The 24,195-nt window shown below is 36.7% G+C and carries 18 protein-coding genes; 11 read left to right on the plus strand and 7 right to left on the minus strand.

The window, feature by feature from the left end; translation table 11 throughout:
* Positions 1 to 15: 15 nt before the first annotated feature.
* The 11 genes from BUB25_RS11615 (at position 16) to BUB25_RS11665 (ending at position 17,357) form a co-directional block, all read left to right on the plus strand.
* The gene (locus BUB25_RS11615) at positions 16 to 1,347 is read left to right on the plus strand and encodes an alpha-L-fucosidase (protein ID WP_072944490.1); all 1,332 of its coding nucleotides are present in this window, start codon (positions 16 to 18) and stop codon (positions 1,345 to 1,347) included.
* Between the two features lie 10 nt (positions 1,348 to 1,357).
* Positions 1,358 to 2,209 carry a fumarylacetoacetate hydrolase family protein gene (locus tag BUB25_RS11620; RefSeq protein ID WP_072944491.1) on the plus strand — a complete coding sequence of 284 codons (852 nt, stop codon included), beginning with the start codon at positions 1,358 to 1,360 and terminating at the stop codon, positions 2,207 to 2,209.
* Positions 2,210 to 2,216: 7 nt separating this feature from the next.
* Positions 2,217 to 2,555 (plus strand): L-rhamnose mutarotase, encoded by a 339-nt coding sequence (locus tag BUB25_RS11625; protein WP_072944493.1) that lies wholly within the window; start codon positions 2,217 to 2,219, stop codon positions 2,553 to 2,555.
* A complete protein-coding gene (locus BUB25_RS11630) occupies positions 2,552 to 3,379 on the plus strand; it encodes an amidohydrolase family protein (RefSeq protein ID WP_072944494.1) in 828 nt (275 codons plus the stop codon). Before BUB25_RS11625 ends, BUB25_RS11630 begins: the two co-directional genes overlap by 4 nt.
* 9 nt (positions 3,380 to 3,388) lie before the next feature.
* Positions 3,389 to 4,168, plus strand: coding sequence for an SDR family oxidoreductase (locus BUB25_RS11635; RefSeq protein ID WP_072944496.1), 780 nt, complete (start codon positions 3,389 to 3,391; stop codon positions 4,166 to 4,168).
* 174 nt (positions 4,169 to 4,342) lie between these two features.
* The gene (locus BUB25_RS11640; RefSeq protein WP_072944498.1) at positions 4,343 to 5,674 is read left to right on the plus strand and encodes an alpha-L-fucosidase; all 1,332 of its coding nucleotides are present in this window, start codon (positions 4,343 to 4,345) and stop codon (positions 5,672 to 5,674) included.
* A 470-nt stretch (positions 5,675 to 6,144) separates the two neighbouring features.
* On the plus strand, positions 6,145 to 8,466 hold the full coding sequence (locus tag BUB25_RS11645) for a glycosyl hydrolase family 95 catalytic domain-containing protein (protein WP_072944500.1): 2,322 nt from the start codon (positions 6,145 to 6,147) through the stop codon (positions 8,464 to 8,466).
* A 24-nt stretch (positions 8,467 to 8,490) separates the two neighbouring features.
* The gene (locus BUB25_RS11650; protein WP_072944501.1) at positions 8,491 to 10,749 is read left to right on the plus strand and encodes a glycoside hydrolase family 95 protein; all 2,259 of its coding nucleotides are present in this window, start codon (positions 8,491 to 8,493) and stop codon (positions 10,747 to 10,749) included.
* A 120-nt stretch (positions 10,750 to 10,869) separates the two neighbouring features.
* Complete coding sequence (gene galB / locus BUB25_RS11655; protein WP_072944540.1) at positions 10,870 to 13,425, plus strand: beta-galactosidase GalB; 2,556 nt, start codon at positions 10,870 to 10,872, stop codon at positions 13,423 to 13,425.
* Positions 13,426 to 13,534: 109 nt separating this feature from the next.
* On the plus strand, positions 13,535 to 15,442 hold the full coding sequence (locus tag BUB25_RS11660; protein ID WP_072944503.1) for a peptide-N-glycosidase F-related protein: 1,908 nt from the start codon (positions 13,535 to 13,537) through the stop codon (positions 15,440 to 15,442).
* Positions 15,443 to 15,722: 280 nt separating this feature from the next.
* Positions 15,723 to 17,357, plus strand: a complete 1,635-nt coding sequence (locus BUB25_RS11665; protein WP_072944505.1) for a beta-N-acetylhexosaminidase — start codon at positions 15,723 to 15,725, stop codon at positions 17,355 to 17,357.
* A gap of 134 nt (positions 17,358 to 17,491) precedes the next feature.
* Here the strand turns inward: BUB25_RS11665 and BUB25_RS11670 are convergent, their stop codons facing one another.
* From BUB25_RS11670 to thrS, 7 genes are all read right to left on the minus strand, one after another.
* Positions 17,492 to 17,914 carry a hypothetical protein gene (locus tag BUB25_RS11670; protein ID WP_072944507.1) on the minus strand — a complete coding sequence of 141 codons (423 nt, stop codon included), beginning with the start codon at positions 17,912 to 17,914 and terminating at the stop codon, positions 17,492 to 17,494.
* Between the two features lie 204 nt (positions 17,915 to 18,118).
* Positions 18,119 to 18,787, minus strand: a complete 669-nt coding sequence (locus BUB25_RS11675) for a DNA-binding transcriptional response regulator (protein WP_072944510.1) — start codon at positions 18,785 to 18,787, stop codon at positions 18,119 to 18,121.
* 11 nt (positions 18,788 to 18,798) lie between these two features.
* Positions 18,799 to 20,517: an ATP-binding protein gene (locus BUB25_RS11680; protein WP_072944512.1), complete on the minus strand. Its 1,719-nt coding sequence runs from the start codon at positions 20,515 to 20,517 to the stop codon at positions 18,799 to 18,801.
* Between the two features lie 163 nt (positions 20,518 to 20,680).
* Positions 20,681 to 21,025 (minus strand): 50S ribosomal protein L20, encoded by a 345-nt coding sequence (gene rplT / locus BUB25_RS11685; RefSeq protein WP_035633036.1) that lies wholly within the window; start codon positions 21,023 to 21,025, stop codon positions 20,681 to 20,683.
* A 100-nt stretch (positions 21,026 to 21,125) separates the two neighbouring features.
* Positions 21,126 to 21,323 carry a 50S ribosomal protein L35 gene (rpmI, locus tag BUB25_RS11690; RefSeq protein WP_022827375.1) on the minus strand — a complete coding sequence of 66 codons (198 nt, stop codon included), beginning with the start codon at positions 21,321 to 21,323 and terminating at the stop codon, positions 21,126 to 21,128.
* Positions 21,324 to 21,439: 116 nt separating this feature from the next.
* Entirely contained in the window at positions 21,440 to 21,997 is a 558-nt protein-coding gene (gene infC / locus BUB25_RS11695; RefSeq protein ID WP_394336299.1) for a translation initiation factor IF-3, read from the minus strand.
* A 16-nt stretch (positions 21,998 to 22,013) separates the two neighbouring features.
* Positions 22,014 to 23,960: a threonine--tRNA ligase gene (gene thrS, locus BUB25_RS11700; RefSeq protein ID WP_072944517.1), complete on the minus strand. Its 1,947-nt coding sequence runs from the start codon at positions 23,958 to 23,960 to the stop codon at positions 22,014 to 22,016.
* Positions 23,961 to 24,195 lie beyond the last annotated feature (235 nt).

Raw genomic sequence — 24,195 nt, forward strand, 5'->3', positions numbered from 1 at the left:
AAAACTATAACCAATATGAGAAGATTACTATCTAATTTGTTCTTTTGTTGCTTTGCTACAATGGCATTACAGGCACAAACGTATACACCAACTGCTGAAAACCTGGCAGCTAGAAAGGAATTCCAGGATATGAAATTCGGAATGTTCATCCATTGGGGAGCTTCGAGCGTTTTGGGGAACGGAGAATGGGTGATGAACAATCGCAACATTGGAGTGAATGAATACGGTCGTTTGATTAATATCTTTAATCCGCAGAATTTTGACGCCAAAAAATGGGTGGCTACCGCCAAAGCAGGCGGAATGAAATACATCACTTTCATCACTCGCCATCATGACAGTTTTAGTAATTGGGACACCAAACAATCCGACTGGAAAATTACAAATACACCTTACGGCAAAGATGCCTTGAAACAATTGGCTGACGAATGTCACAAAGAAGGAATCAAGTTGTTTCTTTATTATTCGTTGTTGGACTGGTACCGCAGCGATTATCAATACGAAACCGGAAAAACCGGTAAAGGAACGGGCCGAACCCAAAAGAGTGATTGGGAAAGTTACATCCGTTTTATGAAAGCACAATTGACCGAGTTGTTGACCAATTACGGAAAAATTGACGGAATTTGGTTTGACGGACATTGGGATCAATTGGATAACGACCACGACAAAAGCTTGCAGTCAAAAGTCAACTGGCATTATGACGAAATTTACAAACTTATCCATTCTTTGCAACCGCAATGTCTGATTTCCAATAATCATCATCTGACTCCTATTCCTGGAGAAGATTTTCAGGCGTTTGAAAAAGATTTACCTGGAGGAAATTCCACTGGTTTTGGGGGGCAAGCTGTTTCACAATTACCATTGGAAACTTGCGAAACCATGAATGATTCCTGGGGATTTAATATCACCGACAAGAAATACAAATCGACCAAAGACTTAATCCATTATATGGTGAATGCTGCCAGCCTAAATGCTAATTTTCTGTTGAATGTTGGCCCAATGCCGGACGGAACCATCCAGCCGGAATTTGTTGCGACTTTAAAGGAAATGGGAGATTGGATGAAAATAAACGGACAAAGTATTTATGGAACCAGAGGAGGTGTTTTAAAAGCACAAGAATGGGGAGTGGTTACCGCCAAAGATAAAATTTGGTATGCCCATATTATCAAAACGCTAAAAGATTCTTCTTATATTTTGATTCCGGAGATGAAAAATAAAATAAAAAAATGCAATTTGCTCAACAGTAAAAAAGAGTTGAAATTTAAAGTAAAACCAGAGGGAACTTATATCTATTTAAAAGGAGTAGAATTAGATCCTATTGACACAATTATAGAATTACAATTACAATAAAATTTAGATTATGAAACTAATACGTTTTGGAGAAGCTGGTAAAGAGAAACCAGGGGTTTTAATTGGAGAAAAAAGATTTGATGTTTCTTCAATTGTTACCGATTACAATGAAGCATTTTTTGAAGAAAATGGATTAGAAAAATTAAAAACAGCCTTAGAAAGCAATCCTTCTTTGCCGGAAGTAGATGCTGCTGTTCGTTTGGGTTCGCCGGTGGCAAGACCGTCAAAAATTATTTGCATTGGCTTAAATTATGTAGATCATTGTTTGGAAACCAATGCGCCGATTCCGGCTGAGCCAATTATCTTTTTTAAATCGACTACATCTTTATGTGGGCCAAATGATGACCTTATTATTCCAAAAGGAAGTGAAAAAACAGATTGGGAAATTGAGTTGGCTTTTGTAGTTGGTAAAAAAGCAAGTTACGTAGAAGAAGCCGATGCTTTAGATTATGTGGCCGGTTATGCTTTGCTTAATGATTATAGCGAAAGAGCTTTTCAAATAGAGCGTGGAGGACAATGGGCAAAAGGAAAAGGATGTGATACTTTTGCGCCACTTGGACCCTTTTTGGCTACTCAGGATGAAATAGCAGACGTTAATAATATTCCTATGTGGTTAACAGTTAACGGAAAAAAATTCCAGAACAGTAATACTTCAAATTTGGTTTTCAAAATACCGTTTTTGGTTCATTATTTGAGCCAGTTCATGACCTTGCTTCCGGGCGACATCATCAGTACGGGAACGCCTCCTGGAGTTGGTTTAGGAATTAAGCCGGAGCCTATTTACATTAAGGAAGGTGATGTTATTGAATTAGGGATGGAAGGATTAGGCTCAAGCAAACAAGTAGCAGTAGCTTACAAATAATAGTTTTATGGCAGCACAAAAATATTGTTTGGCTTTGGATCTGAAGGAGGATCAACAATTGATGGCCGAGTACAAAGCCTACCATCAAGAAGTTTGGCCGGAAATTATAAAAAGCATCAAGGATTCAGGAATTGAGGTACTGGATATTTATTGCGTCGGTAACAGAATGGTTATGATAATTGAAGCCAACGAAGATTTTTCTTTTGAAAAAAAATCAGCAATGGATGCCAATAATGCTAAGGTTCAGCAGTGGGAAGAATTGATGTGGAAGTTTCAACAGGCTTTGCCATGGGCAGAATCTGGAGAGAAATGGATGCTGATGGAAAAAATATTTGAATTGAAATGAGGATAGACAGCCATCAACATTTTTGGAAATACCATCCAGTAAAAGATGCCTGGATTAATGAAGATATGAAAGTGATTCAGCGGGACTTTTTGCCCGCTGATTTACTGCCATTACTCGAAGCCAAGTTTATGGATGGTTGTATCTCAGTTCAGGCTGACCAAAGTGAGGAAGAAACTCATTTTTTGTTGCAGTTGGCAAAAGAAAATGATTTCATCAAAGGAGTTGTAGGCTGGATTGATTTAAGAGCGGAGAATCTGGAAGCAAGATTGGAGTATTTTTCGAAATTCAAAAAACTGAAAGGTTTCCGACATATAGTTCAGGGAGAACCGGAGGTTGATTTTTTGCTTCGGGAAGATTTCTGCAACGGAATATCCAAATTGGCAAAATATAATTTCACTTATGATCTATTGATTTTACCAAAGCATTTGCCTTATGCCACCGCATTGGCAAAACGTTTTCCTCAGCAATCTTTTGTAATAGACCATTTGGCAAAACCGGATTTCAAGCAAATCGATTTTGCCGTGTGGGAGAAAGAGATTAGAGCAATAGCGGCTTGCCCGAATGTGATGTGTAAGGTTTCGGGCTTGGTTACCGAAGCGGATTGGAACAATTGGATAAAATCCGATTTCACCTTTTGTCTGGATGTCGTTACAGAGGCATTTGGGATGGATCGCTTGCTGTTTGGCAGTGATTGGCCAGTGAGTTTGCTGGCAGCATCCTATGTGGAATCATGTGATATTGTCGAGCATTATTTTTCAAAATTTTCGAATGAGGAACAGGACAAATTCTGGGGCGGGAATGCCATAGCATTTTATCACTTATAAAAAAAAGAAATGAATTTAGATTTAAAAGACAAAGTAATTATCGTAACCGGCGGAGCCAAAGGAATTGGTTTGGGAATCTGCAAAGTCTTGGCTGCCGAGGGAGCCATTCCTTTTATCATTGGAAGAAGTGAAGCCGATAATTTGAAAGCAGTCAGGGAAATTGAAGCTGCCGGTGGGATTGCAAAATACACTCAAGGCGAATTGACTAATCCCGAGGATTGCGAAAAAGCGGTAAAACAAGTCGTGGCCGAATGTGGTCGTATTGATGGTTTGATCAATAATGCGGGAGTCAATGACGGTGTTGGGCTCGAAAGCGGGAATTACGAATCTTTCATGGCTTCATTGCATAAAAATCTGGTACATTATTACCTGATGGCACAATATGCCTTGCCCGAATTGAAAAAATCCAAGGGAAGTATTGTCAATATTGGTTCAAAAACGGCTGATACCGGACAAGGAAACACCTCGGCTTATGCGGCTTCCAATGGTGGAAGAAATGCCTTAACCAGAGAATGGGCAGTGGAATTATTGAAGTACGGAATTCGTGTCAATGCCGTTATTGTGGCCGAATGTTACACACCATTATATGAAACTTGGATTAAAAGTCTTGAAAATCCGGAGCAAAAATTAAAAGAAATTACGGCCAAAATTCCGTTGGAAAATAGAATGACAACTACTGAAGAAATTGCCAATATGGTTGTTTTTCTTTTATCGGAAAAATCCAGCCATACTACGGGACAGTTAATTTATGTGGATGGCGGTTACACGCATTTGGATCGAAGTTTGTAAAGAAAAATCATATTGTTTTTTGATTGTAATTGGCGAAATGATAATTAAGGATTAAATAAAGATAATATTGAAGTAATATATATGTTATGATGGTAATATCTTTCAGAATTAGAATAAAGTGATAGTTTGGTAAAAACAAAGAATGGTAATTTGTTAATATAGTACATAGTCAAAATGATAAAAAGAATAATAATGTTGGCTCTTTTTAGCGGAGCTTTTTTTAGCGCTAAGGCACAATCCAAAATAGATCCTAATACCATTAAAGATAAGATGCAATGGTTTGCCGATGCTAAATTGGGTATTTTTATTCATACAGGGATTTATTCGGTAAATGGTATTGGAGAATCTTGGAGTTTTCACAACAAAGAAATCTCTCATGCTGATTACATGAAACAATTAAAAGGATTCACATTAAAGAATTATGATCCGGCATATTGGGCCGATTTGATTAAGGAAAGTGGTGCCAGATATTCGGTTATTACCACAAAACACCATGATGGTGTGGCGCTGTATGATACTAAAATGAATAATTTGAGTTCGGTAAAGGCGACACCGGCCAAAAGAGATATAATTAAGCCTTTCTTTGAAGAATTGCGCAAACGCGACATAAAATGTGGGGCTTATTTTTCACTAATTGATTGGACGCATTCGGATTATCCGGGTTTTTTAAAAGATAGTTCCCGTTATGAAATAAAGAATGATTATGGACGTTGGAATAAGTTTAGGAATTTTTTTCAAGGACAAATAAAAGAAATAAGCACAAAATACAATCCTGATTTATGGTGGTTTGACGGAGATTGGGAGCACAGCGCTGAAGAATGGGAATCACAGAAAACGCGTCAGATTATGTTGTCTAGAAATCCGGCTACAATTATTAACGGACGTCTTCAAGGCTATGGGGATTATGATACTCCTGAGCAAAATTTCCCGGTCAACAGACCTACATTTAATTGGTGGGAATTATGTATGACAATCAATGATAATTGGGGGTTTCAGCCAAATGATCAGAACTGGAAAACGCCTTATGAAGTAATAACCATATTTGTGGATGCGGTTGCCAATGGTGGGAATTTGCTTTTGGATATTGGTCCAAAAGAGGATGGAAGTATTCCTGAACAAGCAGTAACAGTTTTAAAAGAGTTGGGAGCTTGGAATAAAAGAAATGGAGAGGCCATATTTAATACTGTGGCAGGAATAGATAAAGGCCATTTTTATGGACCTACGACTTTGTCTAAAGACAGTACAACGCTGTACCTATTTGTTCACGGTAAAGCCACCGGTCCTTTAATGCTTAAAGGATTGGATAATAAAATTGAAAGCATAACTGCTGTAGGAAGTGGTGCTAAACTCTCTCATAAGGTTGTGGGGAAAATTTCATGGAGCCCGGTTCCGGGATTGGTCTATATAGATGTGCCAGAAACAGCATTGGATAAATATGTAACAGTTTTAAAACTAAAATTAGACAAGCCTATTAAATTATATACAGGTCAGGGAGGACTAAAATAATCACCAATTATTTTACTATGCATGGTAATAAATTTGTTTAGTGAAGTAATATTTGCCTGATTTTTGCTAGTTATTATGAAGGAGCATCGCTGGAAAGCCAAGAGGGATATTGTTTAATCGCAAAATCCCTCTTTCTATATTCTAAAAAAAACAGCAATGCGTTTGAAGGAAAATAAAGTTTGGTTTAATCGATTGTAGAATGTTTTTGGATGAGGTTGTTTGAATTGAAATAAGCATACTTTTTGCGAGAATCCTAGTGTAATCAATAAAAGTAGAGATTGATTTATGGCAGTTCATTAATGTGTTTTAATACTTGTTTTTTGAATTTTAACAACCTAAAAAGAAATAAAAGTAGGCTTTCTATTTTGGATTCATAAGAATGTCCATTATTTTCGTCTTTTAAAATCTATTGAGCCAAAACATAAATACTTTAAAACAAAATGTTGGGCCGATTAATAATATTATAGAAAATGAATTTAATTTCCAAATCGCCTTTTTTTATTAAGTTATTGCTTATTTTTTTACTCAGTTTAGTGGGACAATCAGTATATTCTCAAAAATCAAAGAAAAGTTTTGTCCCAAAGTACAAGGCGGTATTCACTTCTCCGGCTAAGTTAATTCCAACAGCTTCTGCTCCGGATGCTCCTATTGCCGGAAATGGAGATGTAGGAATCGTTTTTGGAGGTACACCAGAAAAGCAGAGTATTTATATTTCTAAAAACGATTTTTGGAAAGCGAAGAAAGGATATCCTGACGGAGGACTCAGTTTACCGGGAGGATTGAATATTTCGATTCCTGAATTAAAAGGAGCAACATTTTATGCGGAACAGGTACTTGCTAATGGAAATATCAACGTAGTTTTTAAGAAAAAAGGGCTCACCTTCACATTGAAAGCATTTGTTCCTTCAGATAATAATGTGGTGATTATTGAAATGGCAACATCAGGTAGAGAATCGTGTAATGTAACACTGGATATTTGGTCACAAACAGGTTTCGAATCACATAATGAATCGGGAGAAAAAGAAGGACTTTTTTATGCCGTTCGCCATTTTGATTCTCCTGATCTTGACTGGCCTTCTCATGTTGCTTTGGCAATGAATGTTATTGGAGCAACTGGTAAATCATTTGAACTAAATTCATCTTCAAAGGTAACTGTTGTTGTAGGGGTTTCCAGTAGTTTAGAAAGTGAGGATTATCTTAATGTTGCTTGTTACAGAGCCCAAAATTGTACACCAAAAATAATTCGAAAACTGGATGATATCAATAATTTGTATTGGAAAAATTTCTGGGCAAAATCACATATTGAAATTGGCGATCCTGAATTGGAAAAATATTATTACGGTTCACAGTATTTATTAGCTTCTTCTAGTAGAAACAAAAACTTTGCGCCAGCGATAGGTGGGAATTCCATTACTGCAGATGCAATACGTTTTTGGGAAGGGGACTATCATACAAATCACAGTTATCAGGCTTCTTGGTGGGGAAGTTATTCGTCAAACCATGTAGAACTAACGGATCCTTACGAAAAGCCGATCCTGGATTATATGGAAAAAGCAAAAGGACACGCTAAAGAATTGATGAAATGCCGCGGAGTTTATTATCCAATTGGTATTGGACCAAAAGGATTTTCTTCGTCGATGTATCCACTCACCGAAGAGGACATGATGGCAAATTATGGTATTAAAGATTTAAATATTGAAGGAGGACACATGTTCTGCGGGCAAAGGAGTAATGCGCTTTTTCTGTCTGTCAATATGTTTCAACGTTTCTATCATACTTATGATAAGAGATATGTTCAGAAGGTATATCCTTTTATCCGTGAAGTGGCTAATTTTTGGGAAGATTATCTGAAGTATGAAAACGGGCAGTACAATAATTATAATGATAATTTTTGGGAAGTTGGACCATGGACTGATAATTGGAGAAGTGACTTGAAGTCAGGGGACATCAATAATACCAGCACTTTAGGAATGTTGAGAATGTTTTGTAAGGGAATTATCGAAATGTGCACTTTTTTGAATGTCGACAAGGATCGAATAGGAAAGTGGAAACACATTCAAGAATATTTGCCTGCTGTTCCTACTGTTGAGACCAACGGGGAAATTCGAATTAAAGCCGCCGAAAAAGGAACAGGCTCCGGAAGTGATAAAAGGACAAAGCCCGGATTTGGCAGGGTAATGGCATATTCGCTGGTATTTCCTTCAGATATTACAGGAGTAAAATCGACTCCTGAATTTGCAGAAACGCTTCGTAAAGAAGTGGAACGATGGGATACAAATCCTGGTGGTGATAGCGGTTGGACCAATCTAGAGAGTGGTTTCGAAACCTATTTTACCACTGCGATACGAGTAGGTTATGATCCTGAAAAGGTATTGCAAAAACTCAAGGAAAGGATTAATAAAACCGCTCTGCCTAACTTTTTGATAGCTCAATCTGGAGGAGTCACAGAAACGCTAGGGGCAATTCCGTCTTGTATCAATGAAATGCTGTTGCAGAGTTATGAAGGAATGATTCGTGTTTTTCCGGCATGGCCTGCTAGTAGAGATGCGAGTTTTGAAGATTTGAGAACATATGGCGCTTTTTTGGTTTCATCTGCAAAGAAAAATAATGAGGTTCAGTATATAAAAATAACCAGTGAAAAGGGGAGAACTTGCATTGTTGAAAATCCATGGAATGGAAAGAAACCAATTGTTACCGAAGATGGGAAACCCATAACTCCGAAGATAAATGGAGATTTAATTAGTTTCCCAACCCAACAGGAAAAAGTGTACCTGATAAAATATGAAAAATAATAATTTGAAAACTAATAAATAATAATGTCAAAAAAACTCTTTTCCTTTTTTATTTTGGGAATCCTATTTGCAACAGGAATTTATGCTCAAAAGAATAAGTCCTTAAAACTTTGGTACAAAGAACCCGCCCAAAAATGGTCATCTGAAGCATTGCCGATAGGTAATGGAAGGATGGGAGCGATGTTCTTTGGCGGTGTAAATCAGGAAAAGATTCAATTTAACGAGCAGAGTCTATGGTCTGGTGACAATAATTGGGACGGAGAATATGAAACCGGAGATCATGGTTTTGGCTCTTATCGCAATTTTGGCGAAATCACAATCGATTTTGCACAACAGAATCAGGCTTCAGCTTATAGTCGTTCGCTGGATATTTCAAATGGGATTCATCAGACAACATTTACTCAAAATGGAATACAATACAGGCGTGAGGCTTTTGCCAGTTATCCTGATCAGGTTTTGGTTTTTAGATATACTACCGATAAAAAAGGGGCTTTATCCGGAAAGATTTCACTTACTTCAGCTCAAGGAGCGATAAGTAAAGCAAAGCAAAACAACATTTTTTTTGACGGAGAAATGGCCAATAAACTGAAATATGCTGCTGTTTTACGCATTCAGCATCAGGGAGGAAAGATAAAAGTGGAAGGGAACAGCCTGAGCTTTGAAAACTGTAATTCATTGACTTTACTTCTGGATGCCAGAACGAATTATAAAGCGGACTTCAAATCAGATTGGCGTGGAAATGATCCTTTGCCTTTAATTGAAAAAGAACTGCTTGCAGCTCAGTCAAAATCTTACAAAAAGTTGCTCAAGAACCATGTACAAGATTTATCGGGACTTTTGGGACGAGCTGTAATAAATATTGGAACAACCGCTTCAGATTTACTGCTTTTACCTACTGATGAACGTTTAAAAAAATATGCAGGCGAAAGTGTCGTTGCAGGGACGAAAGATGGCTTGAAAAAACAACAAGAAGGAGGTGAAGATCCTGATTTAGAAGAAACCATGTTTCAGTATGGACGTTATTTGTTGGCAAGTAGTTCGCGTCCTGGCGGCCTACCAGCTAATTTACAAGGATTGTGGAACGATAGCAATACACCAGCCTGGGCCAGCGATTACCACAACAACATTAATTTACAGATGAATTATTGGGCGGCAGAATCAACCAATCTTTCTGAATGTCAGCTTCCGTTGATTGATTTTATTGTAGCGGCTCAGGAATCCTGCCGTATTGCTACCCGAAAAGCATTTGGAGAAAATACACGCGGTTGGACAGCCAGAACGAGTCAAAGTATTTTTGGAGGAAACGGTTGGGATTGGAATATCCCGGCTAGTGCTTGGTATGCTCAGCATGTGTACGAGCACTGGGTTTTTACTCAGGATAATGATTATTTGCAAAAAACGGCTTATCCTATAATTAAAGAAATTTGTCACTATTGGGAAGATCATCTTAAAAAAATGCCTGATGGTTCTTTAATGGTGCCTAATGGTTGGTCTCCGGAACATGGTCCTCGCGAAGACGGAGTGATGATGGATCAACAATTAGTCTGGGATTTATTTCAGAATTACCTTGAAATCGCCAAAGTACTAAACATAGATTTAGATTATCAACAAAAGATAGCAGATATGCAGCTGCATCTGGCTCCCAACAAGATTGGCAAATGGGGACAATTACAGGAATGGCAGGAAGATCGTGATGATCCTAACGATGAGCATCGACATACTTCGCATTTATTTGCGGTATATCCGGGACGTCAAATCAGTATTTCTAAAACGCCAGAATTGGCACAAGGAGCAATCCTTTCGTTGCGCAGCCGCAGTGGGAATTACGGAAAAAATGAGCATACTCCATTCACAGCCCAATCAACTGTTGGAGACAGTCGGCGATCCTGGACATGGCCTTGGCGCGGTGCTTTATGGGCGCGTTTAGGAGAAGGGGAACGCGCCGGAATTATGATTCGCGGTTTACTCACTTATAATACCTTGCCTAATCTGTTTTGTAATCATCCTCCATTTCAATTGGATGGAAACTTCGGAATTCCGGCTGCCATGACTGAAATGCTATTGCAAAGTCACACGGATGAAATTCATTTGCTTCCAGCTATTCCAAAAACTTGGGCCGAAAAAGGATCGTTTTCGGGACTCCGTGCCAGAGGTGGATATGAGGTAGATTGTAGCTGGAGTGATGGGAAAGTGATTGATTATAAGATATATTCATCTCAGCCGAGTAACGTAAAGTTAAGGGTGAACGGCGAGCTAAAGGAAATTATCACAAAGGTAAAATAAGAGCTGCTGTTAGAGGCTCTTTCAATGAACTGTATATATTATACATAAAATTCAGCTATTCAGCGAAAGATTAAAATTTAAAAAAAACGTATAAAATAATAACTAAACAGAATGAATACTATGAAAAAGAGGCAGGGAATGAAATTACTAATGAGGGTAATGATAGGGATCAGTTTATCGATTCCTTTTTTAGCAACAGCACAAAGCACTGCGTCCATTGAAAGAATGGGTGCTGCAAATACCGAATCTTTTGATCAAGGCTGGCTTTTTTCCCGTTACGGGTTACAGCCAGATGGTACAAGAATTGAGGAACCTAAAAATCTGGAAAGTGTGAGTCAGAGCGATGCCGCATGGCAGAAACTGGATTTGCCTCATGACTGGGCCATTAGCGGACCATTTCGAAGTGATCTAACCGGAGAAACAGGAAAACTTCCGTGGAGGGGAATTGGCTGGTATCGCAAGCATTTTAATGTGCCGGCTACAGATAAAGGGAAACAAATTTTTGTTGATTTCGATGGAGCTATGGCTAATGCCAAAATTTGGCTCAACGGACAATATGTAGGAACCTGGCCTTATGGTTACAGTTCTTTTCGAATGGATTTAACGCCTTACCTGAAACCAGGTCAGGAAAACATAATTGCAGTGCGTCTTGATACTGAAAATTGGGATTCCCGCTGGTATCCAGGTGCAGGGATTTACCGACATGTATGGTTGGTAAAAACAAACCCGGTTCACGTTGGCCATTGGGGAACTTATATCACAACGCCTACAATCACAGATAAAAAGGCTTTGGTGAAAATGGCAGTTACTGTCAATAATGAATCCGCCAAAAAAGTGAATGCTTTGGTGCAAACGACTTTGTTTGAAATGGATATCAATAATAAGCCAAAGAAAAAAGTAGCCACAACTAAGGCGGAAGTAATCGAATTGGCTCCAAGTTCTACTAAGGTTGCAGAATTTCAAACTACTGTTATTAATCCAAAAAAATGGGATATTGTTAGTCCTAATCGCTATTTGGCACAAACTACGATCAGTATTGATGGCAAAGTTGTGGACACCTATAATACCCCATTTGGTATTCGTACGATAGAATTTTCAGTAAGCAAAGGTTTTCTTTTGAACGGTAAAAAAGTAGTAATTAATGGAACCTGTAATCATCATGATTTAGGAGCTCTTGGAGCAGCCATTAATACCAGCGCCTTGAGAAGACAATTGAAAATCCAAAAAGAAATGGGCGTAAATTCTTTACGTACCTCACATAATCCACCTGCTCCTGAATTATTGGAATTAGCAGACCAAATGGGATTTTTGGTATGGGATGAGGCTTTTGATAATTGGAAAGAAGGCAAGAAGAAAAATGACTACAATAAAATTTATGACGAATGGCATGAGAAAGATTTGAAAGCACTAATTCACCGCGATCGCAATCATCCGTCTGTATTTATTTGGTCGATAGGAAATGAAGTTCCACAGCAAAGAGATGTCGAAATAACGAAACATTTGGCTGATATTGTAAAAAGAGAAGATCCTACTAGACCTGTTTCTAATGGTTACAATGACCCAGACGCAAGCCGTGAAGTTGGTTCGCCAGTTTCATTGGATTTGATGGGAGTGAATTATTTCTTCAGTCAACAAGCAAAGTGGGAAGCTGATCCGCGTTATAAGAACATGCCTACGATAGGAAGTGAAACCGCTTCTACTGTGAGTTCCCGTGGCGAATATTTTTTTGATGATAAATACAATAAAAAAACCTGGCAAATTTCATCCTATGACGATGCGCATCCGGGTTGGGGTTGTACACCAGATGAACAATTTAGAACCAATGCGAAATTCCCAAAGATGCTAGGAGAATATGTTTGGACAGGTTTTGATTATTTAGGAGAGCCTACTCCTTATAATTCAGATGATACGAACCTGCTTAATTTTAGATCAGACCCTTCTAAGATGGCTGAATTGCAAAAGAAATTGGAAGAAATAAAGAAAAATAATCCGCCTTCAAGAAGCAGTTATTTTGGAATTATCGATTTGGCAGGTTTTCCAAAGGACCGTTATTATAGTTACCAATCGCAATGGAAACCAGAATTGCCTATGGCTCATATTTTGCCACATTGGAACTGGAGCGAAAGGTTGGATTTAATAACACCGGTTCACGTATATACTTCAGGTGATGAGGCAGAATTATTTTTGAACGGAAAAAGCCTTGGCAGAAAAGCCAAAAAACAAGGAGTGGATTTCCGTTTGATTTGGGATGACGTAAAATATGTTCCGGGTGAATTGAAAGTCGTGAGTTATAAAAACGGGAAAAAATGGGCAACTGATACTGTGAAAACTACAGGAGAAGCAACAAAACTTACGCTTTCAGTTGATCGTAATACGATTGCGGCTGATGGAGTTGATTTTGCTTTTGTTACCGTGAAAGTTACTGATAAGGATGGCTTGACCGTTCCTCGTACACATCCTTTAATTGAGTTTTCTATTGAAGGCGATGGCGAAATTGTTGCTACTGATAATGGAGATGCGACAAGTTTTGTTCCGTTTCAAAGTCACGAAAGACCTGCTTTCAACGGAATGGCATTAGTAATCGTAAAAGCTAAAAAGGGACATAAAGGCCAGTTTACCGTTAAAGCTAAAAGTAATGGATTAGAAATGGGCAAGGTTAATGTTTCCGTAAAATAAAGAACCCAAAAAGAGTTTGTGAAAGCGCATTTTTTCTGTTTTAAATTTATTTTTAATCGGAGAAAAATGCGCTTCATTGCTTAGAATTATTAATGTTAAAATATTATTTATGAAACGTATATTGATTTTACTTGTTTTTTGGGCTTCAGTTAACTCTTTTGCCCAAAAACCAAAAGTAATAAATGTAGTAACACACAATCGAACTACAATTATTTGTGATCCGGCTAGTGGTTCAAAATCATACAGCAAACCGGGAATTTTTCCGTCAATAAAAACGCCAATTCGCAAAGTGACCATGAACGTAACTTTGGGTAGTCCCGACAGTCTTTTTACGGCACATTGGGATTATCTGGATCACATTAGACTTCGAAAAAAAGGCGGCAAAAATGGAGAATCGATAAATTATGAACTAGGGCGGATGCTTACTCCATATGGTAGTGTTTATAATAAAGGCTGGCAATGGAAATGGAAAGTTGATGTGACAGATTTTGCACCCTTTTTGCGCGACAGCTTAGAAATTGAATATGTGCATTCAGGTTATGAGGACAAAACCGTTGGTTGGGCTTTGACTATTGACTTCGAAATTGTCGTTGGTCCGCCCGTCGTTGTTCCATTGGGCATAAGCCCGCTTTGGAATGCCGGTTATAAATATGGCGACCCGAAAGAAAAAATAGAAGAAAATCTACTCCCGATTGATTATGTATCGGTCGCTGGTGCCGAAATGAGCCGCATCCGCATCCAACATACGGGACATGGAATGGATAAACCAAAAGGATGCAGCGAATTTTGTCAACGTTGGCGCGAGCTAAAAGTCGATGGTAAAGTTGTTGATCATCGCAATATGTGGAAAGATTGCGGGGATAATCCGCTTTATCCTCAGGGCGGAACATGGATTTATGATCGCGCTTATTGGTGTCCGGGAGATTTGCAGGTTCCGGATGTGATTGATGTGATGACAGGCCCGGGAAAACATAATGTGTCATTAACAATGGAGCCTTATGAAGCTACCGGAAATGTTCAGGCGGTCGAAAATATCTCTGCCTATTTGTTCCAATATTCAAAACCAACACATAAGGTAGATGTTGCTGTTGATCAAATTATGGTGCCTAACAACGAACAGCAATATACTCGCCTGAATCCGGCAAGTTTTAATCCCCGTTTTGTTATTCGAAACTTGGGATCCGAAAACCTGAAGTCCGTAGTAGTGACTTATGGCACAGAAGGTTTTCCTAATGAAGAGTTTCATTGGAAAGGAAATCTGAAATTTAACCAGACGGCCGATATTGTAATTCCGGGAGAAATACAGTCGAAAGCGGGAATGAATAAATATACCGTAAAACTTTCCAAGCCTAATAGTACCAAAGACGGTTGGGAAGGGGATAATGAGTTGACAACATCTTTTGTTTCTCCCGAGGTATTGCCAACTGATTTTGTTATTCAATTCTTGACCAATAATAAACCAAAAGATAATACAATCATTTTGATTGGCGAAAAAGGAGATACCATCTATCATAAGTTGCCAACTGATCTTGAAGCAAACACTCTTTATAAGGATACCATAAGGCTGAAGGAAGGGAAATATGAATTATGCCTGATTGATAGTGCAGGGAATGGTTTACAGTTTTGGGCGGAACCCAAAAATGGTGATGGCTATTTGCGCATGTTTGATATGAATGGCGAACTGATTCATGCATTTGAAAGTGACTGTGGAAATGGGGAAAAACTGAGTTTCACGGCTTCGCCAAATTTTGTGGCCGATAAAACACAGGCAAAATATGCTTTTTCATTGTATCCTCGATTGGTTACTGATAAAACAGAACTAAATGTGGTCTCAAATAAAACAAGTCAAATGACTGTCTTGATTACCGTTAATGGAGTTGTTCACGAAAAACATGAATATATCGCTATTAAGAATGGATCATTGACGTATTCTCTGGCTAACTTACCCAAAGGAAGGATTGTCTTAGAGGTTTTTATGGATGGAGTGAGCAGGTTTAAAGGAAGGTTAAACAAGTAACGATTATAGAATAAAAAGTCTGGATTGCGAAAGTGATTTGATTAGGGTAGAATTTTGATAAAGCTGTTTTTTGTTATCTTTAAGGGATATAAACTATGGTAAAAATCAGATTCTACCCTTTTCTATATTCTGTATAGGTTAATTTAATCCATAAACTGGTAGGTACTGTTGTGTGGTTCGTTTAATATGTTTTATTTTCGGCTTTGGATTAAATTAATGCCTTATAATTCATTTAACAAAAAAATAAAGAGTAAAAACAATAATAATTAAAAACAAAAGTATGGTAAGATCATTTTTATTTTCACTTCTTTTATGTAGTGTAATGTCCTTTGGCCAGGAAGTAAATATTATTCCTCAACCGGTGCAAGTCACTACAAATACAGGAAGTTTTGTCATTAACCCTAAAACAAGTTTAGTGGTTTCGAACAAAACAGATAATGCTACTGCTGCTTTTTTGAATGAATATTTGTCAGACTATTATGGTTTCAAATTGCCTATAGTTAAGAAAGCTGCAAAAAACTACATCAAATTCAATAGTCTTAAAAACGTTAAAGGACTAAAAGCGGAAGGTTATAGTTTGAAAAGTGACAGTAAGGGAGTAATAATAGCAGGGAACTCTGCTATTGGAACTTTTTACGGTATGCAAACATTGATTCAGTTACTTCCATTAGAAAAAAGCGATGCTTTAAAGATTGCTGCTGTTGATGTGAAGGACGAACCTCGTTTTGTCTATAGAGGAGCAATGCTTGATGTAGCGCGTCATTTTTTTCCGGTTTCTTTCGTTAAAAAATTCATCGATTATTTAGCATTGCACAAATTAAATTATTTCCATTGGCATTTAACCGAAGATCAAGGATGGAGAATAGAAATAAAGAAATATCCAAAATTAACAGAAATTGGTTCTCATAGAAACGGATCTATTGTGGGGAGATATCCTGGAAAAGGAAATGATAATACTCCGGAAGGGGGCTTTTATACACAAGAAGAAGTAAAAGATATTGTTAAATATGCTTCGGATCGTTTTATTACCGTGATTCCGGAAATCGAAATGCCGGGACACAGTAGTGCCGCAATTGCTGCTTATCCTATGTTAAGTTGTTTTCCAGACGAGAAAACAGAAATACCTGCCAATATGATTTCAGAAAAAAGCAAACAGGAATTGGCAAATGGAAAGGTGAAATTGGTTCAGGAAACATGGGGTGTTTTTACCGATGTTTATGCGCCAACTGAATATACGTTTAAATTTTTGGAAGATGTTCTTGATGAAGTGATGGCTTTGTTTCCATCAAAATACATCCATGTTGGTGGTGATGAATCCCCTAAGGATGCTTGGAAAAGAAGTGAATTTTGCCAGCAATTGATAAAAGAGAAAGGCTTAAAAGATGAGCATGAATTGCAAAGTTACTTTATTCAACGTATGGAGAAGTACATTAATAAAAAGGGAAGAACTTTAATTGGCTGGGATGAAATCCTTGAAGGAGGGCTTGCGCCAAATGCTATTGTAATGAGTTGGAGAGGTGAAGCAGGTGGAATAGCGGCTGCCAAAGAAAATCATCAGGTTATTATGACTCCTGGAAGTCATGTGTATTTAGATCATTCACAGACTAAAGAAGAAACAGAGGTTACTATTGGAGGATTTACTAATTTGGAAAAAATTTATAGCTATGAGCCAATTCCAAAAGAACTAAATGAGCAACAAGCGCAATATGTATTGGGTGCTCAAGGGAATATTTGGACCGAATATATGCTTAATCCTGCCAAAGTGGAGTACATGATATTTCCTCGCCTAAGTGCGTTAAGCGAAGTCTTATGGTCTCCAAAGGAGAAAAAAGACTGGCCTGCTTTTCAAACGAAAATTGAAACCCAGAAAAAAAGATATGATATGTGGGGAGCTAATTATTATAAAGGAAAATAAGATAACTCCCAATTGATTTGTAATTATTGTAATGCCCTCTCATTTTTTGAGAGGGCATTTTTATTGTAATAAAAATTAATGAAAAATTAGTATGTCATCTATGTTGCCAAATGATCCTGAGTAGTTTTTTTTTGTTATTTGAATTTTAGTTTATATTTAAATCCGTCAATATCAGTTGCGATTAGTTTGTTATGACTAACTTGTTCAAGAACAATTTCTATTTCCGTGTCTTCTTTTCCAATCAAAATTCCAATACCATTTTTACCCTCAATAATTATTTTGCCTTGAACATGGTTTCCTTCCTCATCAGTTCCGAAAACATATTTATTGTATTTTAGTGAATCTGTGATTTTAGTAGATGTCTTTGTTTTTTTGGTTACGGTGGATTTATCTATTATGTTTTTTTCATTCAGGATTGTTTTTTTTTGTTCGCAGCCTATATTGATTATGGCTAGGAAGATGGTGAGTAGCTGTATTGTTTTAATTTTACAAAGCATCTTTTTAATTTTATTCAAAAGTACTTTTACTTGGAAAAAAAAGTTTACGGGAAACCTCATTTGGTAAGCTTTTTATTGAAATGCTAGATTTCTTGACCCATATAGTTTGCTGAAATTATTAAGTGTTAATTTCTTAGACCAATTTTAAAGTATAAAAAGCAATGGTTTTTCACCTGTAATATTAAAATGAATCGCAGTTGTTATAAAAAGAAGTTATTTCTTTTTGGAGACAAGGTGGGTTTAATTAACTAAAATTAACCATTTTTAGATCAATCCTAGATCTTTGGCAATAGCTACAAGATGAGTAGTATTATTAGCTTTAAAGTAGATTTTGAGTTTGTTGATGCGCTTCTCGATGCTACTGCTTCCATTAGGAGTTATTCCAGTTTTTTTGAATTCAGAAGCGATTTCATCCAAGGTAAGGCCGAACGACAATGATTTTAAAAGAGAAATATCATAAGCTTCGATTTCGAATATTGCTTTGTTGTTTAGCACATGAGACAATGCAGCAGAGATGATTTTGGTTTCATCGCTAAAAACATTTTCGACAGTTTTTTTGAGCTCAGGAATACTATTTCTTCCTTTGGAAACATAGGCATTAATACCTAAATTATTAAAAAGGGATTTTATTCTATAGGATTTATCTTCGATAGAAAATACAATTGTTTTGATATCGGTCTGAATTTTTTTCACTGCGGTAATCAGTTCTTCACCGGAAGTTAATCGGTTTTCACGATGGTCAGTTTTGAATGATAAGTCGCTAATAAGTAAATCGTAAGGAGAGTCGTCCAGAATTGCTTTCTTGATTTTTAGTAAGGCATCATCACAGTATTTTGCATGATGAATTTCTGAAATGGAAAGCTCTTCTAATATTTGAACGACCGCAATACTGATACTGTCTAAATCTTCGGCTACTAAAACTTTATTGAACATAATGGCTACGGTTATATAGGTAATGTAAAGCTTGTTTTGAACCCTTTATGGGATTTAGTATCAAAAGTAATAGTTCCATTTATGGATAGAATACGGTTTTCCACATTTTGGAGTCCATTTCTGATGTTTTTTTTGTCAAGTACTGCTCCAAGGCCGTTGTCAGTGTAATCTATTTGTAATTTATGTTCGTTTTTTTTGAAAGTAATTACTGCTAAATTACATTGGCTGTGTTTTTTCATATTGACAAGTAATTCCTGTAATACGCGGTATATAATGATTTTTTTAGTGTTTTCTATTTTTGTCCAATGTATGGAATCAAGTCCGTTTACTATTATATTTACTTCATTGGTATTGAAGCTTGAGATTAATTCTTTAAGGTTAGATGCAAAATTTGAGCCAGTTTCAATAGTGCTATTTTCTTTTGAAATGTTTCGGGTTCTAGAGTAAATGGTATCAAGATTTGTGAGTAATATTTCCTTATTTTGACTGGAGGATAAATCCTGTGTTTCGGCAAAAGTCATGACGTGGTAGACATCATTGGCTAATTCATCGTGCAGTTTTTTTGCAATTCGGGTTTCGGTGTTATATGAAGTTTGAATTTTCTCTCTTTTGTTTTTTGCTATCAAAAAATAAGAAATGAATAGTGTCGTTAGGAGTCCTATTGTCACTACAAAATAAATGAGTAAATTTTTATTTTTTTCTTGTTCTAAATGTAGAACCTTTTGTTCTTTTAGTTTTATATTTTCATCTTTCTCCTTTTTAGAATCGTATTTAATTTTAGCAAATTGATTCTTCATCTTTTGCCTTGCTTTATTTACACTGTCATTGATGCGCAGGTATTGTAAGGAGTATTTTTTCGATTGACTAGAAGGACTGTTTTTAATTAATAATTCTAAACATTTCAGGCGGTCATCAATACTTTTTATCTCGGTTGCTTTTTTATAAGTTAATAAGGCATAATCTGTAGCTAGCTTTGGATGACTTTTACTATAGTATTCAGCAAGATGATAATAACTCGCCATCATACCCCAGTTATCTAATATTCGTAATCTTATTTTGAAGGATTGATTTAAATAATTAAGCGCTTTTGGATTACCTGTTTTAAAATAGGAATAGCCTAAATTATCGAGTAGTCTAGCATAAATTTCCGGACTATTTATTAGCTCTTTTTTTAAAGTTAACGGTAAAATAATTTTTATGGCGTTATGGAATTTGTTTTGATCTATATAAACTAGCGCTATATTGCTTTTTACACTTATTTTTTCAATTGTGTCTGTTTTTAGACTTAATGCTTTATTAAAATAATATAATGAATTGTCGTAGTCAGAGGTATACAGGTAATTATTTCCTAGTGCATTATAGATGTTCCATTTGCCATTTGGATATTTATCGGTGTTTTCTATAAAAGGAAGAGCTTCGATTGCTGTTGCTTCACCACCGGAATAATCTCCTGAAAAGATATGAATTTGAGCCATCCATGCTATTGTATGGATGATTCTGGAAGTATCTTTTTCCTGAATAGATTCTTGTTTGGCTTGATTGAAATAGTAGTAGGACCTTTCAAGGTTTGTATTTTGAAAATGTTTGTAGCCCAGTTGTAAGAGTGTGTCTATTTTGGGATAGGTCTTTTTTTTGGTTATGGTTTGTGTTTTTTTTTCACAGGATTGTAGGACAATAAATATTATCAGTAATACAATATAAATGGGGGAGTATCGCTTCTTTGGTATCATTGCTCGAAAATACAGAAATTAATTAAAATACAGAAAAGTAATGACTCATATTGTTGGGGTTTTTGTAAATCGATTTTAAGGCCGTTAATAAATAAAAAAACCTCAATCTTTCGATTGAGGTTTCTATATAAGTAAGTAGTCTTAAATTGAGTTGATAAAACGTTTATTTTACTTTGTTAAGTACAGCTTTGAAAGCTTCAGGGTGGTTCATAGCTAAATCTGCAAGAACTTTACGGTTCAATTCGATTCCGTTAGCTTTTACTTTACCCATGAATTGTGAATAAGACATTCCTTCCAATCTAGCTCCAGCGTTGATACGTTGAATCCATAAAGCACGGAAATTTCTTTTGTTCACTTTTCTGTCACGGTAAGCGTAGCACATTGCTTTCTCTACCGCATTCTTAGCAACTGTCCAAACGTTTTTACGTCTACCAAAGAAACCTTTGGCTTGCTTCATTATTTTTTTTCTTCTTGCTCTTTTAGCAACTGAATTTACCGATCTTGGCATAATTTTATTGTTTTTTTGTAGCAGGCGTCCCGAATTAAATCAAGAGAACTTAATGGCCATACTCCAAGGTTATTTTAAATTGTTTTAACCTAAAGAATTATTAGATAATTCTTAATTGTTGTTTGATGCTTTTCATATCTGTTTTGTGAACTAGCGCTGAGTGTGTCAAAGCTAATTTACGTTTTTTAGATTTTTTAGTCAAGATGTGACTTTTAAAAGCATGCTTTCTTTTAATCTTTCCAGAACCAGTAACTTTAAAACGTTTCTTGGCGCTAGATTTGGTTTTCATTTTAGGCATTTTTTCCTAGTGTTTTAATTTATTCTTACTTACTTATGTCTTGGTCTGAAAGTTTAAAAGTCAAAAGTCAAAAGTCAGTTTATGACTTTCGACTTTAAGACTTTCTACTTTAAGACTTATTTCTTTTTCTTCGGAGCAATGAACATAATCATTCTCTTTCCTTCCAGAACTGGCATTGCTTCTACTTTTCCAAATTCTTCTAAGTCTGTCGCCAATCTTAATAATAAGATTTGACCCTGATCTTTATAGATGATAGAACGCCCTTTAAAGAAAACGAACGCCTTTAATTTGGCACCTTCTTTTAGAAATTTTTCAGCATTCTTTCTCTTGAATTCATAATCATGCTCATCTGTTTGAGGACCAAAACGAATTTCCTTAACAGTTACCTGTGTAGATTTAGCCTTAAGAACCTTATCACGTTTCTTTTGTTCGTAAACAAATTTCTTGTAATCCATGATTTTACAAACTGGTGGCTCTGCATTTGGAGAAATCTCAACCAGATCTAATTCAAATTGGTCAGCTAATCTTAAAGCCTCTGAAAGTTTAAAAACTCCAGGCTCAATATTTTCACCTACAAGTCGTACTTCTTGTACACCACGAATAAGATTGTTTATTCTGTGTGCATCCTTTTTTTCTACGCGAGGTTGATAACCTCTGTTGCTTCTTATTGCTATGACTTTATAATTTAAGTTAAACTGTAAATACTTTTAATGTTTTTTTGATTTCTTCGTCTACTATCGAAGCAAATTCTTCTATTGTAACGCTGATGTTTCCTTTTCCTTCCTGTCCATGGCGACGTATAGAAATGGTACCGTTTTTTTCTTCTTCCTCACCTACAATCAACATGAACGGGATTTTTTGCATTTCTGCATCTCTAATTTTCTTCCCTATTGTTTCACTTCGGTTGTCAATGAGGGCGCGAATTTCGTGATTTTCTAGCAAATCTAAAACTTTTTTGGCATATTTTTCATATTTCTCGCTCAAAGACAATATTATAGCCTGTTCTGGCATTAGCCAGAGTGGGAAATTTCCTGCTGTATGTTCTAAAAGAATGGCGATAAAACGCTCCATGGAGCCAAAAGGAGCTCTATGGATCATGACAGGTCTATGTAATTCGTTATCAGAACCTTTGTAGGTCAATTCAAATCGTTCTGGTAGGTTGTAGTCTACCTGAATTGTACCTAACTGCCATTGTCTTCCTAGGGCGTCTTTTACCATGAAATCCAATTTCGGGCCGTAGAAAGCTGCTTCGCCGTATTCAACAACGGTATTTAACCCTTTGTCACGGGCTGCATTTATGATGGCGTTTTCTGCTTTTTCCCAGTTTTCATCGCTACCTATATACTTATCTCTGTTTTCTTTGTCGCGAAGCGAAATTTGAGCTGTAAAGTTTTCAAATCCTAATGAGCCAAATACATAAAGAACTAGGTCAATAACTTTTTTAAATTCGTCGTCCAGTTGTTCTGGAGTGCAGAAAATATGAGCGTCATCTTGAGTGAACCCGCGAACGCGTGTCAATCCATGTAATTCACCACTTTGTTCGTATCTGTATACGGTGCCAAATTCAGCATAGCGTTTAGGTAAATCTTTGTAAGACCAAGGTCTAACATTGTATATTTCACAGTGATGAGGGCAGTTCATTGGTTTTAATAAGAACTCTTCCCCTTCAGACGGTGTGCTGATGGGTTGGAAGCTATCTGCACCATATTTAGCGTAATGCCCAGAAGTTACATACAATTCTTTTTGACCAATATGTGGTGTTACTACTTGTTCATAACCTGCTTTTTTCTGTGCCTTCTTTAGGAATTGTTCTAATCTTTCTCTTAATGCAGCTCCTTTAGGTAGCCATAATGGTAGGCCTTGACCTACTTTTTGTGAGAAAGCGAATAGCTCTAATTCTTTTCCTAGTTTTCTGTGATCGCGACGTTTTGCTTCTTCGAGTAAAGCAAGGTATTCTGTTAGATCTTTTTGTTTTGGAAATGAAGTGCCGTAAACACGCGTTAGTTGTTTGTTCTTTTCGTCTCCGCGCCAGTAAGCTCCCGCAACACTCATGATTTTTATTGCCTTGATGATGCCAGTGTTTGGAATATGACCACCTCGACACAAGTCGGTAAAAGTATCGTGATCGCAAAAGGTAATCGTTCCGTCTTCAAGATTCGAAATCAATTCTGTTTTGTAAACATTGTCTTTGTAAAGTTCTAGAGCTTCGGCTTTGGAGACCGGGCGAAGTTTGAACTCGTGTTTACCTCTCGAAATCTCAAGAACACGATCTTCAATTTTCTTAAAATCAGCTTCTGTGATCTTTTGATCTTCAAAGTCTACATCGTAATAAAATCCGTTCGATATTGCAGGTCCAAGTGTTAGTTTAATACCTGGGTACATTTCTTCTAGAACCTGTGCCATTACGTGTGATGTAGAATGCCAGAAGGCTTTTTTTCCTTCTTCGTCATTCCATGTATATAATATAAGACTGCCATCCGTGGTTAAAGGTGTGGTAGTTTCAATGGTTGTACCATTAAAAGAAGCTGAAATTACATTTCTAGCAAATCCTTCACTAATGCTTTTTGCAACATCCATTGGGGATGCTCCAGGAGCAAATTCTTTAACTGACCCGTCGGGCAAAGTAATCTTAATCATTGTTTTGTAAATTTTAGAATGCAAATATAAAGTATTAGCAAAACACATACAATATATATATAAGGTTTGTTGTGTATTATAATGTGTATGAATTAATGATTCTTTAAATATATTGATGGCAATATTTGTTTCGGTAGCTCCTTCCTGCTATTCGCTACAATCTTCCAGTCCGAACGCCGTCCTGGAAGGATTTTCGCTGCTATCAGGGCTAGGGGGTGGTTTTAAAATCTACTTT

It is taken from the genome of Flavobacterium granuli, from assembly GCF_900129705.1.
Taxonomy (GTDB): Bacteria; Bacteroidota; Bacteroidia; order Flavobacteriales; family Flavobacteriaceae; genus Flavobacterium; species Flavobacterium granuli.

Bases quoted from the DNA above. Each gene is read 5' to 3' on its own strand.
- BUB25_RS11615 (WP_072944490.1), top strand. From the start codon at position 16: ATGAGAAGATTACTATCTAATTTGTTCTTTTGTTGCTTTGCTACAATG.
- BUB25_RS11620 (WP_072944491.1), top strand. From the start codon at position 1,358: ATGAAACTAATACGTTTTGGAGAAGCTGGTAAAGAGAAACCAGGGGTT.
- BUB25_RS11625 (WP_072944493.1), top strand. From the start codon at position 2,217: ATGGCAGCACAAAAATATTGTTTGGCTTTGGATCTGAAGGAGGATCAA.
- BUB25_RS11630 (WP_072944494.1), top strand. From the start codon at position 2,552: ATGAGGATAGACAGCCATCAACATTTTTGGAAATACCATCCAGTAAAA.
- BUB25_RS11635 (WP_072944496.1), top strand. From the start codon at position 3,389: ATGAATTTAGATTTAAAAGACAAAGTAATTATCGTAACCGGCGGAGCC.
- BUB25_RS11640 (WP_072944498.1), top strand. From the start codon at position 4,343: ATGATAAAAAGAATAATAATGTTGGCTCTTTTTAGCGGAGCTTTTTTT.
- BUB25_RS11645 (WP_072944500.1), top strand. From the start codon at position 6,145: ATGAATTTAATTTCCAAATCGCCTTTTTTTATTAAGTTATTGCTTATT.
- BUB25_RS11650 (WP_072944501.1), top strand. From the start codon at position 8,491: ATGTCAAAAAAACTCTTTTCCTTTTTTATTTTGGGAATCCTATTTGCA.
- galB (WP_072944540.1), top strand. From the start codon at position 10,870: ATGAAAAAGAGGCAGGGAATGAAATTACTAATGAGGGTAATGATAGGG.
- BUB25_RS11660 (WP_072944503.1), top strand. From the start codon at position 13,535: ATGAAACGTATATTGATTTTACTTGTTTTTTGGGCTTCAGTTAACTCT.
- BUB25_RS11665 (WP_072944505.1), top strand. From the start codon at position 15,723: ATGGTAAGATCATTTTTATTTTCACTTCTTTTATGTAGTGTAATGTCC.
- BUB25_RS11670 (WP_072944507.1), bottom strand. From the start codon at position 17,914: ATGAGGTTTCCCGTAAACTTTTTTTTCCAAGTAAAAGTACTTTTGAAT.
- BUB25_RS11675 (WP_072944510.1), bottom strand. From the start codon at position 18,787: ATGTTCAATAAAGTTTTAGTAGCCGAAGATTTAGACAGTATCAGTATT.
- BUB25_RS11680 (WP_072944512.1), bottom strand. From the start codon at position 20,517: ATGATACCAAAGAAGCGATACTCCCCCATTTATATTGTATTACTGATA.
- rplT (WP_035633036.1), bottom strand. From the start codon at position 21,025: ATGCCAAGATCGGTAAATTCAGTTGCTAAAAGAGCAAGAAGAAAAAAA.
- rpmI (WP_022827375.1), bottom strand. From the start codon at position 21,323: ATGCCTAAAATGAAAACCAAATCTAGCGCCAAGAAACGTTTTAAAGTT.
- thrS (WP_072944517.1), bottom strand. From the start codon at position 23,960: ATGATTAAGATTACTTTGCCCGACGGGTCAGTTAAAGAATTTGCTCCT.